At 26.5% G+C, this 19,357-nt stretch carries 19 protein-coding genes and 1 tRNA gene; 5 read left to right on the forward strand and 15 right to left on the reverse strand.

Annotated features, from left to right (window positions below):
* Window positions 1–6 precede the first annotated feature (6 nt).
* The 3 genes from RYM86_RS07755 to RYM86_RS07765 form a co-directional block, all read right to left on the reverse strand.
* Window positions 7–921: a metallophosphoesterase gene (locus RYM86_RS07755; protein ID WP_315079281.1), complete on the reverse strand. Its 915-nt coding sequence runs from the start codon at window positions 919–921 to the stop codon at window positions 7–9.
* A gap of 230 nt (window positions 922–1,151) precedes the next feature.
* Window positions 1,152–2,387, reverse strand: coding sequence for a serine hydroxymethyltransferase (gene glyA, locus RYM86_RS07760; RefSeq protein ID WP_315079285.1), 1,236 nt, complete (start codon window positions 2,385–2,387; stop codon window positions 1,152–1,154).
* Window positions 2,388–2,507: 120 nt separating this feature from the next.
* Window positions 2,508–2,981, reverse strand: coding sequence for an ASCH domain-containing protein (locus RYM86_RS07765; protein ID WP_315079287.1), 474 nt, complete (start codon window positions 2,979–2,981; stop codon window positions 2,508–2,510).
* A gap of 244 nt (window positions 2,982–3,225) precedes the next feature.
* Between RYM86_RS07765 and RYM86_RS07770 the strand changes: the two genes are divergently transcribed.
* Window positions 3,226–3,301, forward strand: a tRNA-Met gene (locus RYM86_RS07770).
* A gap of 180 nt (window positions 3,302–3,481) precedes the next feature.
* On the opposite strand, the gene RYM86_RS07775 is transcribed toward RYM86_RS07770, so the two are convergent.
* Together RYM86_RS07775 and RYM86_RS07780 are read right to left on the reverse strand one after the other, a co-directional pair.
* Window positions 3,482–4,393 (reverse strand): DUF2935 domain-containing protein, encoded by a 912-nt coding sequence (locus RYM86_RS07775; protein ID WP_315079289.1) that lies wholly within the window; start codon window positions 4,391–4,393, stop codon window positions 3,482–3,484.
* 69 nt (window positions 4,394–4,462) lie between these two features.
* Window positions 4,463–4,609: a hypothetical protein gene (locus RYM86_RS07780; RefSeq protein WP_315079291.1), complete on the reverse strand. Its 147-nt coding sequence runs from the start codon at window positions 4,607–4,609 to the stop codon at window positions 4,463–4,465.
* Between the two features lie 66 nt (window positions 4,610–4,675).
* Here RYM86_RS07780 and RYM86_RS07785 point away from each other — a divergent pair, with 66 nt between their 5' ends.
* Window positions 4,676–5,539, forward strand: coding sequence for a hypothetical protein (locus RYM86_RS07785; protein ID WP_315079293.1), 864 nt, complete (start codon window positions 4,676–4,678; stop codon window positions 5,537–5,539).
* 317 nt (window positions 5,540–5,856) lie between these two features.
* Here the strand turns inward: RYM86_RS07785 and brnQ are convergent, their stop codons facing one another.
* The 3 genes from brnQ to RYM86_RS07800 form a co-directional block, all read right to left on the reverse strand.
* On the reverse strand, window positions 5,857–7,140 hold the full coding sequence (brnQ, locus tag RYM86_RS07790) for a branched-chain amino acid transport system II carrier protein (RefSeq protein ID WP_315079295.1): 1,284 nt from the start codon (window positions 7,138–7,140) through the stop codon (window positions 5,857–5,859).
* A gap of 448 nt (window positions 7,141–7,588) precedes the next feature.
* On the reverse strand, window positions 7,589–7,747 hold the full coding sequence (locus RYM86_RS07795; RefSeq protein WP_177199459.1) for a hypothetical protein: 159 nt from the start codon (window positions 7,745–7,747) through the stop codon (window positions 7,589–7,591).
* Between the two features lie 105 nt (window positions 7,748–7,852).
* A complete protein-coding gene (locus RYM86_RS07800; protein ID WP_315079298.1) occupies window positions 7,853–9,409 on the reverse strand; it encodes an ABC-F family ATP-binding cassette domain-containing protein in 1,557 nt (518 codons plus the stop codon).
* Window positions 9,410–9,838: 429 nt separating this feature from the next.
* On the opposite strand from RYM86_RS07800, the gene RYM86_RS07805 reads away from it, so the two are divergent.
* Entirely contained in the window at window positions 9,839–10,831 is a 993-nt protein-coding gene (locus tag RYM86_RS07805; protein WP_315079301.1) for a calcium/sodium antiporter, read from the forward strand.
* 277 nt (window positions 10,832–11,108) lie between these two features.
* On the opposite strand, the gene RYM86_RS07810 is transcribed toward RYM86_RS07805, so the two are convergent.
* Window positions 11,109–12,002 (reverse strand): cation diffusion facilitator family transporter, encoded by an 894-nt coding sequence (locus RYM86_RS07810; protein ID WP_315079303.1) that lies wholly within the window; start codon window positions 12,000–12,002, stop codon window positions 11,109–11,111.
* 282 nt (window positions 12,003–12,284) lie between these two features.
* On the opposite strand from RYM86_RS07810, the gene RYM86_RS07815 reads away from it, so the two are divergent.
* Window positions 12,285–12,542, forward strand: coding sequence for a hypothetical protein (locus tag RYM86_RS07815; RefSeq protein WP_315079306.1), 258 nt, complete (start codon window positions 12,285–12,287; stop codon window positions 12,540–12,542).
* Window positions 12,543–12,609: 67 nt separating this feature from the next.
* Here RYM86_RS07815 and RYM86_RS07820 read toward each other — a convergent pair whose 3' ends face one another.
* Both RYM86_RS07820 and RYM86_RS07825 read right to left on the reverse strand, forming a co-directional pair.
* Window positions 12,610–13,080, reverse strand: a complete 471-nt coding sequence (locus tag RYM86_RS07820; RefSeq protein ID WP_315079307.1) for a threonine/serine exporter family protein — start codon at window positions 13,078–13,080, stop codon at window positions 12,610–12,612.
* Window positions 13,081–13,845, reverse strand: coding sequence for a threonine/serine exporter family protein (locus RYM86_RS07825; RefSeq protein ID WP_315079309.1), 765 nt, complete (start codon window positions 13,843–13,845; stop codon window positions 13,081–13,083). It lies immediately after the preceding gene.
* Window positions 13,846–14,172: 327 nt separating this feature from the next.
* On the opposite strand from RYM86_RS07825, the gene ilvA reads away from it, so the two are divergent.
* A complete protein-coding gene (gene ilvA / locus RYM86_RS07830) occupies window positions 14,173–15,393 on the forward strand; it encodes a threonine ammonia-lyase (protein WP_315079311.1) in 1,221 nt (406 codons plus the stop codon).
* A gap of 74 nt (window positions 15,394–15,467) precedes the next feature.
* Here the strand turns inward: ilvA and RYM86_RS07835 are convergent, their stop codons facing one another.
* From RYM86_RS07835 to RYM86_RS07850, 4 genes are all read right to left on the reverse strand, one after another.
* A complete protein-coding gene (locus RYM86_RS07835) occupies window positions 15,468–15,770 on the reverse strand; it encodes a hypothetical protein (protein WP_315079313.1) in 303 nt (100 codons plus the stop codon).
* 264 nt (window positions 15,771–16,034) lie between these two features.
* Window positions 16,035–16,358: a thioredoxin family protein gene (locus RYM86_RS07840; RefSeq protein WP_315079316.1), complete on the reverse strand. Its 324-nt coding sequence runs from the start codon at window positions 16,356–16,358 to the stop codon at window positions 16,035–16,037.
* Window positions 16,359–16,523: 165 nt separating this feature from the next.
* Window positions 16,524–16,817 (reverse strand): methyl-accepting chemotaxis protein, encoded by a 294-nt coding sequence (locus tag RYM86_RS07845; protein ID WP_315079318.1) that lies wholly within the window; start codon window positions 16,815–16,817, stop codon window positions 16,524–16,526.
* A gap of 55 nt (window positions 16,818–16,872) precedes the next feature.
* Window positions 16,873–19,341 (reverse strand): glutathionylspermidine synthase family protein, encoded by a 2,469-nt coding sequence (locus RYM86_RS07850; protein ID WP_315079321.1) that lies wholly within the window; start codon window positions 19,339–19,341, stop codon window positions 16,873–16,875.
* Window positions 19,342–19,357: the final 16 nt, after the last annotated feature.

Consider the following 19,357-nt stretch of genomic DNA (forward strand, 5'->3'; position numbering starts at 1 on the left):
TTCATTTTACAATCTTTTTGCATAATCTAGATATTTTCCAATTTTCTCAGGTCCACCTATTATACTCCTTTTTATATATAAACTGTTTTTTTCATCAACTTCTACACTCCATTTTATCAAATATATTTCTCCATTCACTATTTCAATTGTAGTTATTGTTGACGGAAATACACAACATCCATCATTAAAATAAAGGCCCTTTCCCGCTTCTGGAAAAACATCATGATGGGTATGCCCACAAATAAGCATTCTTTTTTCTTTTCTTGCGGTCATCTCTAAAATTTCATCAATTTTACTTCCTTTTCCATAGTTATTAGCTGGACTCACTGGAGCCTTGAATCCTGCAAAACCTTCTAAAATTCTCCAAACATATCTAACTAAAAACCTACTTATTTTCCATAACTCACAATTCATAAAATCTACTTGATGACCATGGAAAACTAATATATCTTTGTTCATTGGAGTATATCTCAAAACAAGACCTTCATGAAATTGTATATTATTATAAAGTTTAACTAACTCTTTACCAAAATTATATCCTATTTGAGCAAGTAATTTTTCTTGTTTAGGTATAAAATTAGGTTTAGCTTTTACCATATCATGATTACCATAAAGTAAGTATAATCTTTTTTTATCATTAAATTTATTTAATATTTTAAATATATCATCATAATTGTAAGCTATATCTATGCAATTCTTATTTTTCCATAATTCATCCCCATCACCTATTTCAATTAAGTTAAATTCTTCCTTTAAATAATATCCAAGAGCTGCTTTGTATATATTTTTATTAGGCCTTAATGAATCCGCATTTCCACCATCACCTCTATGCATATCGCTTATAAGAACTATTTTAGAATTTTTATCGAATTCTAATACTGGACTATCTTTTGATATTCTCTTAATAAATTTACTATTCATTATAAAACCCTATTTAAAATTAATTCTATCTATTATATGCATACATTAAAACTCTGGTTAATTATATAAGGTTCTGTTTTAAATATGTGTTGATATATACAATAGGTAAAGTGGTATGTATATATCAATACTCTACTAAAACACATCCTTATATAAAAAAGAAAGCTGTTCAAAACAGAAATTATATTTCTATTTTGAGACAGCTTATCTTAAATAATTAAATTCAACTATTATTTATATAAAGGATAGTTTTTACATAAAGCTTCTACTCTTTGCTTATATTGTTCTAAATCTTTATCTCTATTAATGATTGTTTCATTGATTATATCTGCTATTTCTTCCATGTCTTTTCTTTCAAATCCTCTAGTTGTAATAGCAGCTGTACCTATTCTAACTCCTGAAGTTACAAAAGGACTTCTAGTTTCATTTGGTACTGTATTTTTATTAAGAGTAATTCCTACTTCATCTAATAATTTTTCAGCATCTTTTCCTGTAATATCTTTGTTATTTAAATCTACAAGAATTAAATGATTGTCTGTTCCATTAGATACTAGCTTAAATCCTCTTTTTACTAGTTGTTCACCTAGCTCTTTACAGTTTTCTACAACTCTTGCCATATATTCTTTAAAACTTGGATCTAAAGCTTCCTTAAAGCATACTGCTTTCGCTGCTATAATATGCATTAATGGACCGCCTTGCATTCCTGGGAATATATTTTTATCTAAATCCTTAGCGTATTTTTCCTTACAAAGTATTAATCCACCTCTTGGACCTCTTAAAGTTTTGTGTGTTGTAGATGTAACGAAATCTGCATATGGTACTGGTGATGGATGTAATCCTGCTGCTACAAGTCCAGCAATATGAGCCATATCAACCATTAAGTATGCTCCAATTTCATCACAAATTTCTCTAAACTTTTTAAAATCTATTATTCTTGAATATGCACTTGCACCTGCAACTATTAACTTAGGTTTGTGCTTTATAGCTAATTCTCTTACTACATCATAATTTATTTCTTCTGTTTCCTTATCTACTCCATATGATACAAAGTTAAATAATTTTCCTGAAAAATTAACTGGTGAACCATGAGTTAAATGACCGCCATGGCTTAAATCCATACCTAACACAGTATCTCCATGTTCTAAAATTGTAAAATAAACAGCCATATTAGCTTGTGAGCCAGAATGTGGTTGAACATTTGCATGTTCTGCACCAAATAACTCCTTAGCTCTTTCACGTGCTATTTCCTCAACGCCATCTACTACATAACATCCACCATAGTATCTCTTACCTGGATATCCTTCAGCATATTTATTTGTTAAATAGGAACCCATAGCCTCCATTACAGCTTCACTTGCGACATTTTCTGAAGCTATTAGCTCAATTCCATTTTGTTGTCTTTCTAATTCCTTTTCAATTAAAGCATAAATTTCATTATCTTCTCTGCTTATGTGTTCAAAATTCATTTTATCACCCCAATATTTTTTTACAAAGTTTTCTTATAATTTAACATATTTTAGTATGTTAAATTATTATTATATTAAATTATAAGTTCTCCGACCAAATTTATCAACTATTTTTTTCTTTTAATTATAAATTACTTCAAATTCTTCACAAACTACCAACATATCTTCTGAGAATTCTTTATTAAAATTTTTTAATCCTCTATTAAAAAAATCAATATGTCCTGTTCTCCAATATTCTAAAGATTTATCTCCTTCTCCTTCTTTAAATGCAAATTCAGCTTTAACCTTAGAAAAAGGTAATACATTAACATGTTTAGTTTCTATTATACATTTTGCATTGCCAGAAAAATCTGTAACAATTGCTAACTGTTCTTCTTTAGGCAACACTTCATTTTCTAGTTCATATAAACAATAAAGTGATGTAGTTGCTGTTTTTTCTCCGCTTAAAACTAGTTCTACTAATTCATTTGCTAAATATTTATTATCACCAAAGCTCAATGAATTATATTCTAATTTTGTAGTAAACTCATCTTCTCCAATTAAATTTAAATAATTTTTCCACATTTTATTTATGCTACTATGTTCATTACTCATAATTCTTCCCCCAAACAATACATATTATTTAAATACTATTATATAACTATATTTAATATAAAATTAAATATCATATTTTATTTTTATATCTTGAGCATATCATAGCATTCAATCTAATTCCTTACTCTAAGAGACCTCCTTAACTTCCAAGTCATAATATGACATTATTCTACTTTGACATCGCATATTAATAAAGGTATACTAAGTACATAAGTTAGCTAAGGCAACTTGCAAAACATAATATCGCGGGATGGAGCAGCTGGTAGCTCGTTGGGCTCATAACCCAAAGGTCGTAGGTTCAAGTCCTGCTCCCGCAACCATAAAAACAAACTCTTATAGTTATTATAAGAGTTTGTTTTTTTATATACAATTTCTTTATTTTATAATCTCATATTCATTATTTAGTAATATTTTTATTACTTTGTTAATCTACATACTCCATATTTTTCTTTTAATAATTATGCTGTTTAGGGTTCTTAACATTTATATTCCATAGATAGTTAGTTTTTATGATTCTTTAACACTCTTATATAGTGATTAGCTTCTCTTAGCACATGATCAGCAAGAAGTGGTAATATTATAGATTTTATTTTACATTCAATTATCCCTTCAGTACCTGCTTTCTTAAAATCTCTTAATTTAATTGTTTCTAATAATGTATCATTTATGCATGTGCTCATTGACGTATCAGTTATATTTCCTGACTTTTTAATTAAATCACTATATTCTTTTGCAAACTTATTTGAAGTGTTTATTAATTCATCCTCACTAGGATCAAGTAATCCTCTAATAAACAAAGCATGTTCCATCATAATCTGATCCCAAAACAATTGGACTTCTCCAATATCCTCTTTACCAATATCCTCTTCATTCTCAAGCGCATATATATATGAATGATACAACTTAGCTTCATGTATTATATGTTCAATAAGCAGAGGATAATTTAATGTAAACAATTCACAACTCAACATTTTTTCTAATATTTTCATTTTAAAGTCTATAAGGCCATTAAGTAACTTTATAGCCCTATTATTAAGTTTTTTCACACAATTTACTGTTCTACTATCAATATGTTTTTTATTTTCACACTCCAACTCCTTCTCCATTTCGGTTATCTTAGAATTTATATTTATTCCTGTATAATACTGTGTCTTTTTTTCTGTGCTTAAAGTATAATCGGTAAAAATTTCTCCAGAATCTATTACAAATTGTCTAACTCTTCCATTGCTTAACTTAACTGTATCTAATAAAAGCTTTTCAAACTCCATTTTATAATTTTCGGCTTCCTTAGAAAGTTTAGTGTTTTTAGGCGTAAATCCTGCCTCTAAAAACAAAGAATGTTCCTTCATAATTCGTCCAAAAAAAAGATGTAATTCTAATGATAAAGTGACATACTTTTGACTACTTAGCATAGTTCTCCTCCAAAAAAAATTTTATTATATTATACTCTTAAAGAAACCTTTTTGTTCATCTTATCCTAATTACTTTTCCATAGAATAGTTTTCTTTTATATACTCAATCCATTTATTTTCTAAATCTTTTTCTGTAATACCAAAAATATTTTCATAGTCACTAGGTGACTTTGCCTCTTTGGAATAAGTCTCTAAATTATAAGCACAACTTTGCACTTAAAATATGTTATAATTCATAATACAAACTAATACTTTATTAGTACTAACTCAAGGAGATAAACTATGCGAATAATACTAGAAAACAACTTATGTGAAAATAGACCTTACATTAATTTAAAGAAGTTATCAGTAAAAACTTCACTAAGAGTAGCTTCAGCTAATGGACTTGGCTTTAAAGGTACTTATATAATAAATCAAAATACTCAATCTTTATCTAAAAATAATAATTACACTTCAGAATATAATAAAGGCATTGAAAAAATAACATTTTATACGGAAGATTTACATGAAATGTTATTAGTTGATGTTAATTATTCATTTAGAAGTGATGCTTCTTCTGCTAAATTTAAAGTTTATGTTATTTTAAATAATATTAAATATGCTCTACCATTTAATTATTTTGAAGATGTTTATGTAAATTGTATGGCTATATTAAATAGAGAATTAAGTTATAATGAAAATTTACCTTACATAAAAGAAGGTTTTAACAATTTAAAAAAGGAAGAAATTTCAATAGATCTCAATTTAAATTTAGAAAGATTATCAGAATTTAAAGATAATGTGAATTATAAAAGAAATGTTAATTATTTTGTAATTAATAATATAACTTCATCCATTTCAAAATATGATATAAATAATAAAAATAATAAAATAGAAATAACCGATAGAGTAAAGGTTCTTAGACATGATTATAAGACTAGACTTTACAAATTTGTAAATCCTAGTGATAATGATAATACAGTATTTTTAAATGAAACTGATATTATTTGTGATTTAGGTGATGAAAATAATTTTCCAACTGTTAATATATATACTAAATATGGCCTTGGAAAATTATTAGACATTAAAAACAATGTTATTCCAACAACTAATACCTTATCATTATTTGCTAATATATTAGATTTAGGCTTAAATGTTCTTAATTAGTTTCAATAATTTATGTCTACAAAACACCTGCACTTTTTAGTAAGTGCAGGTGTTTCATTTATCCATCCCATTAAATATAAACAGGTCACAATTCCCAATTATCTCCCCATTATGATAACAAATATAAGAATTCACACACCCATCCTAGATAACTCCACCTCAGAATTAAAGCTAGTTATTTTAGACACATTAATCATAGGGCCTAAAATTATATGTGACTATTTGAACATCATTATCTAAGGTTGTTAATGTTAAATATTTAGATAATGATGCTAATCTTTGTCCTTGTTCCGTCTCTAACACTCTCCCCTACTAACTTATAATTTTATGAAATTCTTCTCATTAAAATTACTGATTAAATTGCTAATAATACCTCCCATTATTGCTGGTATAACCCAATTGAATCCTAAGCTAGCAAAAGGAAGACTATGTACAAAACTTATGTTAACACCTAAACTATCAATAACAGTAATAATACTTATAACTAAAGTTGCATATGCTGCACCCTTATAAGTAGAATCCTTAGTAAATATCTTTTTAAATGATACCATTAAAACCAATACAAGAGTCACCGGATAAAGTACAGTTAGTATAGGCGCAGCTATAGAAATTATTTTATCAACACCTAAATTAGAAATAATAGCACTAAACAGGCAAATGAATATAACTATATTTTCATATTTAACCTTTTTGTTAGTGACATCCTCAAAATACCTAGCAGTAACAGACGTTAGTCCTATTGATGTAGTAAGGCAAGCAAAAGCAACAACTAAACTTAATATAATTGCACCTTTGTCTCCTAATAATTGCTTTGTTATACTAATTAATAATGTAGTTTGAGATATATTTGCATCATACATATTAGATACAGTAGCTCCTAAGTATGTTAAACCACCATATACTATTATAAGTCCAATCCCTGCAACTAGAGAGGCTTTTGCAGTAAGCTTTACAACTTCACTTTTATCTTTATAACCTTTTGCTAAAAATGTGGCCATAATAAGTGTAGCAATTCCTCCTGCCCCAAGAGCATCCATAGTTTGGTATCCTTGAGCAAGTCCATTTGCAAATAATAATTCTGAGTCAATGTCATTACTTAACTCACCTAAAGGTGAAACCACTCCTTTTATTATTAATATAGCTAAAGCAATTAAAAGTATAGGAGTTAAAAATTTTCCTATAACATCCACAACCTTAGTTGGCTTTATTGTTAAAATAAATGTCAAACCAAAAAATAAAATTGAGAATATAATGGGATTAACCGAATGAACTAATGGATTAATACTCATTTCTAAAGTTGTTGCACCAGTTCTTGGAATAATAAGAATTGGACCTAAACAAAGCATTATAATAAACTCCAACCAAAACCCAAATTTCTTACCTGCTCTCCCTAAAATTGCTTGATAAGAACCAGCCTTTGCAATAGCATTAATTGATAATAGTATCATACCTACATCTGAAATAATAAATCCCAAGAAACTTGTCAACCATCCATTCCCCGAAGTCATTCCTATATATGGTGGAAATATTAAATTCCCTGCTCCAAAAAACATTGAAAATATTGCAAAACCAATAATAATAATTTCTGTATTTTTCTTCATAAACATCCCTCTTTCATTTTTGATATATAAAAAAGCCACATAATATCTCTACGTGACTTTTCTTTATCTAGAATAAAAAAGCCACATAGCATCAATCTATGTGGCTCAAATAACGAATTGATTTACAACAAGTTAAACTTAGCCATCATAGATACAAAACCTACGGTTCGTATCTATGATGATTATCTTATCATACATACAAACCTAACTAAAATAGCTAAACTCAAAATAGATATTTAATTTTAAACCATTAGTTACGTTTATATTAGTTGTCATAAAAAACTCCTTGTAATTCATGTTTATATTATCTTGTATTATATATACATAATACAGCTTTGTCAACTACAGATATAATCCTTTAAATTCTTGAACTACTATACAATTTTAGTAGTCCAGTCCTCACATATAGTTCCATAATCATAATTATCTTTATGCTCGTAAATACTATCTACTCACTATCAATATCGCTATTATCATGCTCTGAAACATAAAAACAAATAGGAACATGCCTTTCATAACAACTTTCGCACATTTCCTTTAAACATTCTGGACATTCTGTCATATCCTCTTCATTGAAATACTCTTCACATAACTGACATTCTATCATGTATTTTAACCTCCAACATACATTATAAAATTATACCATATCTCTGTGGAAAAATTTACTTTCTTTGTACTACAAAAATTTAATATTAACTTTTTTATGGAACTACTATATAATTTTCAGAGTCCAATCCTCACAATTCCAAACTTCAGTAATAACATCTCTATAGAATTCTGGTTCATGGGATACTAATAGTATTGAACCTTTATATTCTTTTAATGCTCTCTTTAATTCTTCTTTAGCTTCTACATCTAAGTGGTTTGTAGGTTCGTCTAATATTAATATATTTGTTTCATTATTTAATATTTTACAAAGTCTAACCTTGGCAGCTTCTCCACCTGATAAAACTCTTATTTGAGATTCTAATTGTTTTGTTGTAAGTCCACACTTAGCAAGTGCTGCTCTTATTTCATATTGAGTAAATCCAGGGAACTCTTGCCAAACTTCGTCTATACATGTATTTCTATTATCAGTTCTATCTTCTTGTTCAAAGTATCCTATGTATTGATAATCTCCTAAATTAGCTTCACCACTTAATGGTTTCACAATTCCAAGTAAGCTCTTTAGAAGTGTTGATTTTCCAAGTCCATTAGCTCCAACTAGTGCAACTTTTTGTCCTCTTTCCATATATAAGTTTAATGGTTTTGTAAGAGGTGAATCATATCCTATAACTAAATCTTTAGTTTCAAAAATAACTTTACCTGAAGCTCTAGCAGCTTTAAAGTTAAATTCTGGCTTTGGTTTTTCTTTTGATAATTCAATTACATCCATTTTATCTAATTTCTTTTGTCTAGATTTAGCCATATTGGCTGTAGCAACATTAGCTTTATTTCTAGCAACAAAATCTTCTAATCGCGCTATTTCTTTTTGTTGTTTTTCATATGCAGCTTCTAACTTTCTCTTATTTTCTTCATAAAGTCTTTGGAATTCATCATAATCTCCAACGTATCTAGTTAATTTTCTATCTTCTACATGATAAATTAAATTAACTACAGAATTTAAGAATGGAATATCATGTGAAATTAATATAAAAGCATTTTCATAGTTTAACAGGTATCTCTTAAGCCATGCTATATGTTCCTCATCAAGATAGTTAGTAGGCTCATCTAAAAGTAAGATATCAGGAGTTTCTAATAATAATTTACCTAAAAGTATCTTAGTTCTTTGTCCTCCAGATAAATCATCTACATCTCTATCAAGACCTAAATCTAAAAGACCAAGACCTTTTGCAACTTCTTCTACTTTTGGATCAATAACATAGAATCCATTATGATCAAGCATATCTTGAATTACAGCAGTTCTTTCAAGCATTTTATTTAATTCATCTTCAGTACAATCACCCATTTTTTCATATAATGAATTCATTTCTGCTTCTAAATCAAAAAGATATTTAAATGCATCTCTTAATGCATCTCTTATACTTTGACCTTTAGTTAATGCCGCATGTTGATCCATATATCCAACTCTAACATTATTTGACCAGCTCACTTTACCTTCATCTGGTTGAAGTTTTCCTGTTACTATATTCATGAAAGTTGATTTACCTTCACCATTAGCACCAATAAGTCCAACGTGCTCTCCTTTTAATAATCTAAATGATACATCTTCAAATATAGCTCTATCTCCAAAGCCATGATTCATCTCTTTTACAATAAGTACGCTCATTTATCTTTAATTACTGAAAACTTATAAAAGCTTTTGCCTATGTTTTAAATATGTATTAGTATATAAAATATGTAAAGTAAAATTAAAACATAACCTTTATTTTCATTTGTTCTTTTATAATGTTACCTGCTTTTCAGTAACTTTCTCCTTCCTTATTTATTAAGTATTCAATTTATACTTAACGCTGTAACTTGCGTTTTATTTTAGTTATCCAAATTAACATCTTTAAATAGTTTAAGTGATACAAACCCTCTATGTCAAAGGAAATTATATTTATTATATAAATATAACTTTTTATATAACTAAAAACAGTGTGTATTTTAACAAAATTTTTATGTATTTAAAAGCTATAAAAAAATAAAATATTGATATATAAATAATACATGTATTACAATATAACTATTTATATGAAGAGAAAGGAACAAAAGAATGAATTATATTATATTGTTAATTGGCTTTGCCTTATTAATAAAAGGCGCTGATATTTTTGTAGATGGAGCCTCGGTAATAGCTAAAAAATTAGGAATACCAGCAGTTATAGTAGGACTTACTATTGTATCATTAGGGACAAGTGCTCCAGAACTTGCAGTAAGCTTAATTTCAAGTCTTAATGGCAGTAATGAAATTGCAATTGGAAATGTTATTGGATCTAATATTTTTAATACTCTTATGGTACTAGGGATTACTGCTATAGTTTTACCTCTTATAATTAAGAAATCAACAGTAAAAAATGACTTTTTAGTAAATACTTCAGTGACTATATTACTATTTCTATTTACATTTGATAGTTTGTTTATATCTGACACTAATATAATCTCTAGATTAGATGGATTTATCTTAATTTTAATATGTATATTTTATGTTGTAGTTTTAATAAAGAAAGCTAAAAAAATACCTAATGAAGAGCTAAAAAAAGACAATGATAAACCAGAAAATTCTTTAGTAGATTCCTATGTTGATGTTAATATTTTACATAAAATAATATTTATGATAATAGGTGTTGCTGGTATAATTAGTGGAGGGAATTTAGTTGTAGAGTCAGCTACTAATATTGCTTATTCACTTGGAATGAGTGAAAAATTAGTTGGATTAACTATAGTAGCTGCTGGTACATCACTTCCTGAACTTGTAACCTCTATTGTAGCAGCATTAAAAGGTGAAAATGATATAGCATTAGGTAATGTATTAGGTTCAAATATATTTAATATATTACTTATACTAGGTTTATCATCATTAATAAGCCCTATTCATGTTTCACAAGTCTTAATGACAGATTTTATTTACTTAATAGTTATTAATTTATTACTGATAGGATTAGTTTTCTTTAGCAAAGCAAAAGAAAAAAAATTAACAAGAATTGAAGGATTTTTATTAGTAGGATTATACCTAAGTTATATGGCTTACATAATAATAAGAAATTAAAATAAAAAGTTCATGTTTTCTAAATGTTATCTTAGAATCATAAACTTTATTTTTTATAAACTCTGTTTTAAATATGTGTTAATATATGAAATATGTAAAGTGGCATTGTAATTGGATTTTGAGAATACTTAATAAGTATAGTCCCATTTACTGCTTGTCTCAATTTTATATTTGGAACAAGCTAAAATGGGACTATACTTGTTTTAGTATTCCTAAGTTCAATTACTCAGTCCACTTTGCTTATACATCTATTAACATACTACTAAAACATAACTTTTTATAAAACTTTCTTTTCTATAAATGGATTAACGTGAACCATGCAGTGTTTCACGTCTTTATTTTCTTCAATTATGTTATGAACATTCATAGCAATCTTATGACCTTCTTCAACTGAAATATCTGATTCTACAGAAATTTCAACATCTACGTAAACTTTATTAGCATGAAGTCTAGTTTTTAAATTATCTATATTTTTAACTCCATCAATTGAATGTATTGCTACATTCATTTTTTTTATTGCATTATCACCAACAGATGTATCCATTAACTGATTTATACTTTGTTTTAAAATATCATAACTTACTTTTATTATTATAATACTTATTACTAATGCTATTGCCGGATCTAACATAGGAAATCCCATTCTAGCACCAATTATTCCTATCAAAGCTCCAATTGAAGAGAATGAATCACTTCTATGATGCCAAGCATCTGCTTTTAATGATGTACTATTTATCTTTTCTGCATATTTTAATGTATACCAGTACATTGCTTCCTTTGATACAATAGATATTACTGCAGCAAATATAGCTAAACTTCCCGGAATTGAGTAATTACCATATATTAAATTTTTTATTCCTGAAAATCCAATTCCTAATGAAACTAACAAAAGCATAATTCCTAAGAAAACAGAAGTTAAACTTTCAAATTTTTCATGACCATAAGGATGTTCTTTGTCAGCTTTTTTACTTGATAATTTTAAACCTATTATAACGCCTATAGTACTAAATACATCAGACAAAGAATGGACACCATCAGCAATCATTGCCTTACTAGAAGCAATAATTCCAATTCCTATCTTTATAATAGATAAAAAAATATTTCCTACTATCGTCACTGTACTTACTCTGTATCCAATCTTTAAGCGTTCATTACTATTTAATTCTTTCATTTAAATATCCTCCACTTATTTTCAATTGAAAATAAAATAAATGTCTTATTTATTCGAATTAATATATAGTACGCTAAAATTTAAGTAAATGTTAATTATTTAAACAAATATTTTTTAATTTTTATCAATTGATAATCACTTCCATAATTATATTTTATTACAAAACAACTCAAAGCATGAAATATAAAAAATATATGTATAATACATAAAAATTTATTTTAGTTAATATATAATAAACATATAAACTTATAGTTAAATCTATTATTATAGGAGGATTAGTATATGAGAATTTGCCCAAATTGTAAAAAAGAATTCCACTATCCACTAAAAGCTAGAATCTTTACAGGTAAAGTTTATAAATTAAGGTGTGATAAATGCAATACAGTAATTAAAGAAAGTAAAAAAACAACAGGAATCAATAGTATTATATCTTCAATACCATTAATTCCTGTTATATTATATTTTGATGAATTATTTAATTTTTTAGATAATTTAACTTCCAATCATAGTATCAGCATTTTTTATCAGTTATTACTTTAATTATATGGAACTTTTTCATATTTAATTTTAATTTTCCATGGACTAAATATGAAATAGATGATTCAATTTAACAATTATTAATTATTTTTTTATTTTCTAAACGCATTTTTTTTATTCTTCTAAAATTAGTAATTTGGCGAGTTATAGTTGACACAAAAATCACACCTAGTGCTAACATTCCTGCACTAGCTAAAGTACTCATTCCCACTTCTAGCGCCCCCATAATATTACCAGTTATTGTTTCATACATTGTATAATACATTCCTGCACCTGGAACCAATGGGATTAACGCACAAATAACTATTGTTGTAACTGGTGTTTTTAATATTCTTGCACAAATTTCAGAATAAATACTAAAAACAACTGATGAGATAAACAATGATAAAACATTACTTACATTTAATTTTAAAAATAAAGAATAAACAAACCAACTTAAACCGCCACCAATTGCGGCAAAAACTAATTTCTTACCTTTTATATTAAACATAATCCCAAACCCAAATGAAGCTACAAATGAAACTAAGGTTTCTTTAATCATCTACATTCCTCCCAATGCATTTATAAAAATGCTTAGAATACCACCTGTACCAACTGCTATTGAAACAGCTACTAAAAATGCTTCAAGAGCTTTTGTCATACCAGATAGTAAATCTCCTGCAATTGTATCTCTAATAGCATTGGTAATAGTTAATCCAGGTACAAGTAACATTATAGAACCTATTATTATTTTATCTAAATTAGATCCTATATTAATTTTAATAAATATTAGCGCTAAAAATGCACATATTGCACCACATAATGAATTTATAAAAAATTCGTTAATACTAAGCTTTTGACAAATAGTAATTACTATTTTTATTATCAATCCAACTAGAGTCGCTGCTATAAAGTCTTTTCCATTTCCACCAAATAACATAGCAAAAGATCCTGCAGAAATAGCTGACCAAAAAAAAGTATAAGGATTAGAATATCTCTCTCCTTTAGATATCTCTATAAGTTGTTTATAAAACTCATCTATACTTAACAGTTCAATTTGTGTTTTTCTTGCTAAATCATTTATTTTATCTATCTTATTTAAATCTACTCCTCTAGATGTAACCCTTTTTACTAATGAAGCAACTTCATTTTCATGTGAAATAGATACCATGATACCTGTCGGAATAACAAAACTATCTGCTTGTTCTACGCCAAAGGAAGTACAAATTTTACAAATAGTTTCTTCAACTCTATAAGTTTCAGCTCCGCTTTCTAACATTATTTTTCCTGCAAATGTAGATACTTTAAGTAATTTATTTAAATCCATTTTTATACCCTCATGTAAAAATTATTATACATTTTATTATGCCCATTTTAAGCTAGTAAATGATATATATTTTTAGTATAAAATAACTGCTGAGAGTATTATATCACAAAGAATTTTCTTATTATATAAGCAATCATTTAAATTATAATAGTTTTATTTTTATATATTTAAAATTATTTAAAGTTAAATATATAACGTTTTTATTAATAGTATATTAAAAATATCAGCTTTTTTTTCTTACTTGACATTAATTTTTCAAGTGTTATTATAAAAATATCAAATGCCATATTTTATTAAATATACATTTAAAAGGGGGTTATATAAAATATGATGACATTAGAAAAATTTGAACAAGCATATGAAACAGTACAAAAAGTAATATTACAAACGAAATTAGTTTATAGTGATTATTATTCTGATTATACTGGAAATAAAGTATACTTGAAACCTGAAAATTTACAAAAAACTGGGGCTTATAAAATTAGAGGTGCTTATTATAAAATTAGTACTCTTACTGATGAAGAAAGAAACAAAGGCTTAATAACAGCATCTGCTGGTAATCATGCTCAAGGTGTTGCATATGCTGCTCAATTATACAATGCTAATGCTGTAATTGTAATGCCAACTACTACTCCACTTATAAAAGTAAATCGTACAAAATCATATGGTGCTGAAGTAATATTATATGGTGATGTTTATGATGAGGCTTGTAATTATGCTTTAGAGCTTGCAAAAGAAAAAGGATATACATTTATTCATCCTTTTGATGATTTAGATGTTGCAACTGGTCAAGGTTCTATTGCCATGGAAATATTAAAAGAATTACCTACAGTTGATATAATTTTAGTTCCAATTGGTGGTGGTGGACTTGCGACTGGTGTTTCTACCTTAGCTAAACTTCTTAATCCTAATATTAAGGTTATAGGGGTTGAACCTTATGGTGCTAATTGCATGGAAGCTTCATTAAAAGCTGGACATGTTGTAACTCTTCCAAAAGTTGATACTATAGCAGATGGTACTGCGGTAAAAACTCCTGGAACTGATATTTTCCCATATATCCAAGAAAATATTGATGATATTATAACTATTAAAGATCATGAATTAATAGTTGCATTCTTGGATATGTTGGAAAATCATAAAATGCTTGCAGAAAATTCTGGCTTATTAACAGTTGCTGCACTAAAACATTTAAATGTAAAAGATAAAAAGATTGTATTAATTATAAGCGGTGGAAATATGGATGTAATAACTTTTGCATCTTTAGTACAACATGGTTTAATAGAACGAGAACGTATATGCACCTTGTCTGTTTTACTTCCTGATAAGCCTGGTGAGCTAACAAATGTATCTAAAGTAATCGCTGAAGCTCAAGGAAATATCATAAGACTTGATCATAATCAATTTGTCAGTATAAATAGAAATAGTGCTGTTGAACTTGAAATAACTATGGAAACTTTTGGTCCTGAACATAAAAATTCAATAATAAAAGCCTTAAAAGATAATGGATATGATCCTAACGTTTTAAAGCCTAAGAATATTTATCAATAAGTATTTTTTTAATCTTGTATAATTAATTAGTAAAACTCTAACCAAATTTAATTGATTAGAGTTTTAAGCTGTTATTATTCTTTTATATATTCCTTAAGTTTTTTATCTGTTAGAAAATTTATTTCTTGATGACAATGATTTAATTCATTTAACTCTCCCGTTTTTATAAAAAGTATCTCTTCTGCAATTTCAGAACACTTGCATAAAAAATCATCATAATTATTAGCACCTAAACTTTCTAATTTATCATTTATTGGTTTTGGAATATGTAATTCACTTGTATCTTCAAATCCATATAGCTCATAAGCTTCTAATTTATCAACTAAATCCATAACAATTGCTATTATTTCACTTATTGTAAATATATCTATTTTCATAAAAATCCCCTTATTTTTCAACACATTAAATGTTTTTAATACCTTATCTTCAAGTATTATTTTAACACGTTATCTTTTATTGTATATGTTTATTTCTCGATTTAATAAATATATAAAAGTAATTATCTAAAATTTATATTTATACGCATAAACTTTTGGTGATGTCTTATAGTTGTTTATTAAATTTACTTAGAACGTTCGCATTAGTTAAGTCTTATTCTGAAATCTAATTCACAATTTCTATACTATTAATATAATCTTATTTTAAAAATATAAATTATAATATCTATCTATTTTTTTCTTAATTTCTTCAACACTAGCATATTTTGATTCTCTAAAAACTTCTTTTCCATCAATAAAAAATATCATTATAGGTACAGAATATACATCAAAAGCTGCTGCAACATCAATTGATTCATCGCCTAGAACTTCACATATTTTAATATTTCTATATTCATAAAGTAATTCTTTGATTTTTTCTTTTAAAATAACACATGCTCCACAAGTATTAGCAGAAAAATATACTACAGCCATATTGTTTTCTTTTATAAACTCTTCAACTTCTATTTTACTTTTTAATATTTTCATTTTTCATCACCATTTCTAAAATTATAGATTATTTTTAATTTTATAACTCATTTTAACTTAACCTTTATATTAATTCAAAATTTAATTCATAAAAATAAACATATTAATAAATGTTATTAAAATTAAGAGTAGTAAAACACTAAAAATATTTTACTACTCTTATAATTATATTTTAAATTTTAATATCATACTCTCAAGCTTCTCCACCAATTTATTTAAATCTTCTGAAGTATTTTTAACATGATTTACTGAACTTAATTGTTCATGTATTGTTGCTGAAACCTGTTCTGTAGCTGCTGCTGATTCCTCACAAATAGCTGTTATCCCTTGTATTGCACTTACCACTGTTTCCTTGCTATTGTCAACCCTATTAATATTTTCTACTAGATTGTCCATTTGGTTAGTCATAACTTCAAATGAATCTTTTATATCGCTAAAGGATTTTTTTGAATCACTCATAAATTCATTTGCTTCAAAAATATTTTCTACTTCTTCAGATAGTTCTATTAATTATTTATTTTATATATGTTGAAATATATCTAGCATTTTTATCTGTTATAATATCACCAATTCTTGTATATATACCTGAAAACTTATCATTTGTTATGTAAACACCTAAAATAGGAAATTGATATTTATTTTCTTTAGTGATTACTGAATATAAATCTACAGAAATTGGTTTTATATTAACTCTATCTTGAAATATTACATCTTCATTTTCACTATCTGCATATTCATAATCCAAGCATATGCCGTCCCCTTCTCGTGATAAATATGGCTTGATTAAATAATCATATGCAAGCTTTTTGTCCTTTTCCAAAGATGTATATGGTATATATTTCATTATGAAATTTTCTTCTTCTTCAGAAATAATTCCTTTATTAATAATCTCATATAAAACTGCAAAAAATGCTTTTGACTGAGTTATAAGAGTATGACCTGCATTAATTAAATACTCTTCATTACTTAAAGGCTCTATTAACTTTTGCATTTCTTCATCATAATAAAACCAATCTAATGGATAATGTCTATATATAGCATGCACTTCTTCTCCATAAAGATATATCTTATCATCTTGAACAGCTAAATCATATATATTTCCGAATATAATATTGTAATTATCTAATTCTTTTAAAATTTCACCTATTATATTTGTTGTGTATATATCTTCATAATGCCAAGACGTTACTACTGCAATATTCTTAACTTTCTTATATTGCTTTATTTCCTCTATAATATAATTTAATGTATTTCTTATATGATTTTTTAAATTTTCATTTGGATTAATATAATTTAAATGAAATTTCTCTTGTATCATTGGATTTATTCCTACAGATTCTACTATTCCTGCCGGTGTTTCTGAATTAAACTCCAAGATCTTTAAATCTCCATAATTATCTAATCCGAAATCAATCCTACCTAATGCACAAAGAGTAGATGTATATGATTGAGATACTACTTTATATAATGCTTCAGGTATACCTAATATTGGTCCAAAAAGTTCAATATTTTTTTGAATATACGGATATATCTTTTTTAATATTTCACGAAAAGTAGCACTTGATACTATTATTTCATCATATAATTTTTTATTTAACGTCATTATATCTAAAGAAATATACTGATTAATATTAGAATATGCTCCAGTAAAATTATAATTAAATGAAAGTTCCTCATTTAACTCTTCATATATTTCAGTTCTATTTTCTTCCTTTATAAAATTATTTTTTTCTATTTTTATCTGGCTATCACTTTTTCCTAATGGTGACATCCAAGTATAATTATCATCTGTTAAAAATTCTTTACTCCACCTTACTAAAAATCCTTTAACTTTTTTATCTATTATATAAACTCCAAAATTCCCATATGCCAATATAGGGATATTAGTATTTTTAAAATCCGGAGCATATGTATATTCCTGTCTAATATTAATTAACTTTTGCACTATATGAAGTTTATCTTTGTTAAAAATATTATTTACTTCTTCTTTCCATGCATTATTTTCATAAGACTTTCCAATATAAACTTCTTGACTATATCTTCCTAGTGAAGATTTAACTACATAATCATCTTTATTAACTATAGTATTTACTAAATTTATAGTTTTAAGTATTTCAGTATATGGTATACTTTTTCTTATTATATTTTTATCTTTTTCACAAATAAGGTTAGAATTATCTTTTACTAAATCCCACAAATAAGCAAAAAAACCTTTTGCCTGAATTGCAATTATTCTAGGATCATTTATTATCAAAACTTTACCTTCGTTAAAAGAATCTAATATCTCTTCTATACTATTAATTTCATAAAAGAATTCTGTTGGAAATAATCTTAAGATAATTTCTAATTTTATTTCAGAGTATCCATATACATAACCGTCTTTAACACTTAAATTGTTATTTCCTACCTGAACTATGTTTATATTTGTGTCTTTTAAAATATCCTTAAAGTAATAACTGTGATATAGCTCTTCATAATGACAAGAATCAATTAAAAATCCAATATTAATCTTTTTATTTGCATTACAATATTCATCACTTATTTTAAGCAATGTATTCACTAATGTCTTAATAAATCCTTTATTTAAATTTCCATCAAAATCACATTTTTCTGCTAGATGAATTTCTTTTTGTCCACAAGGCTTATCATAATTAAACTCTGCAAAATAAACATCATTATTAATATCTATAAACGTATCATATCTGCTCCAATACATTGGTGATATAGGACACTTTAAATTAAATATCTTATTCTTAAAAGGAAAATCATCAAAATACTCTAAAAGTTTTTTATGCTTTCCATTAATATTATTTAATACATCTAATGCAATGTGATTAATTTTCTCACTATAAAAAATCATATTTTCACATATATTATCTTCAATAAAAAATGGAATTTGTGAATGAACATATTCTTCTCCTAAAGAGCTAACCATATAATTATTGAATAAAACATCTTCAGTATATTTTAATTGATTTTTCATATTATTTACCATCCTA

Source organism: uncultured Clostridium sp. (assembly GCF_963527835.1).
GTDB lineage: Bacteria > Bacillota > Clostridia > Clostridiales > Clostridiaceae > Clostridium.

Bases quoted from the DNA above. Each gene is read 5' to 3' on its own strand.
- glyA (WP_315079285.1), bottom strand. From the start codon at position 2,387: ATGAATTTTGAACACATAAGCAGAGAAGATAATGAAATTTATGCTTTA.
- RYM86_RS07825 (WP_315079309.1), bottom strand. From the start codon at position 13,845: ATGGATTTAAATAAATTACTTAAAGTATCTACATTTGCAGGAAAAATA.
- RYM86_RS07820 (WP_315079307.1), bottom strand. From the start codon at position 13,080: ATGATTAAAGAAACCTTAGTTTCATTTGTAGCTTCATTTGGGTTTGGG.
- RYM86_RS07795 (WP_177199459.1), bottom strand. From the start codon at position 7,747: ATGATAGAATGTCAGTTATGTGAAGAGTATTTCAATGAAGAGGATATG.
- RYM86_RS07805 (WP_315079301.1), top strand. From the start codon at position 9,839: ATGAATTATATTATATTGTTAATTGGCTTTGCCTTATTAATAAAAGGC.
- brnQ (WP_315079295.1), bottom strand. From the start codon at position 7,140: ATGAAGAAAAATACAGAAATTATTATTATTGGTTTTGCAATATTTTCA.
- RYM86_RS07850 (WP_315079321.1), bottom strand. From the start codon at position 19,341: ATGAAAAATCAATTAAAATATACTGAAGATGTTTTATTCAATAATTAT.
- RYM86_RS07785 (WP_315079293.1), top strand. From the start codon at position 4,676: ATGCGAATAATACTAGAAAACAACTTATGTGAAAATAGACCTTACATT.
- RYM86_RS07810 (WP_315079303.1), bottom strand. From the start codon at position 12,002: ATGAAAGAATTAAATAGTAATGAACGCTTAAAGATTGGATACAGAGTA.
- RYM86_RS07765 (WP_315079287.1), bottom strand. From the start codon at position 2,981: ATGAGTAATGAACATAGTAGCATAAATAAAATGTGGAAAAATTATTTA.
- RYM86_RS07845 (WP_315079318.1), bottom strand. From the start codon at position 16,817: ATGAGTGATTCAAAAAAATCCTTTAGCGATATAAAAGATTCATTTGAA.
- RYM86_RS07775 (WP_315079289.1), bottom strand. From the start codon at position 4,393: ATGCTAAGTAGTCAAAAGTATGTCACTTTATCATTAGAATTACATCTT.
- RYM86_RS07815 (WP_315079306.1), top strand. From the start codon at position 12,285: ATGAGAATTTGCCCAAATTGTAAAAAAGAATTCCACTATCCACTAAAA.
- RYM86_RS07840 (WP_315079316.1), bottom strand. From the start codon at position 16,358: ATGAAAATATTAAAAAGTAAAATAGAAGTTGAAGAGTTTATAAAAGAA.
- ilvA (WP_315079311.1), top strand. From the start codon at position 14,173: ATGATGACATTAGAAAAATTTGAACAAGCATATGAAACAGTACAAAAA.
- RYM86_RS07755 (WP_315079281.1), bottom strand. From the start codon at position 921: ATGAATAGTAAATTTATTAAGAGAATATCAAAAGATAGTCCAGTATTA.
- RYM86_RS07800 (WP_315079298.1), bottom strand. From the start codon at position 9,409: ATGAGCGTACTTATTGTAAAAGAGATGAATCATGGCTTTGGAGATAGA.
- RYM86_RS07835 (WP_315079313.1), bottom strand. From the start codon at position 15,770: ATGAAAATAGATATATTTACAATAAGTGAAATAATAGCAATTGTTATG.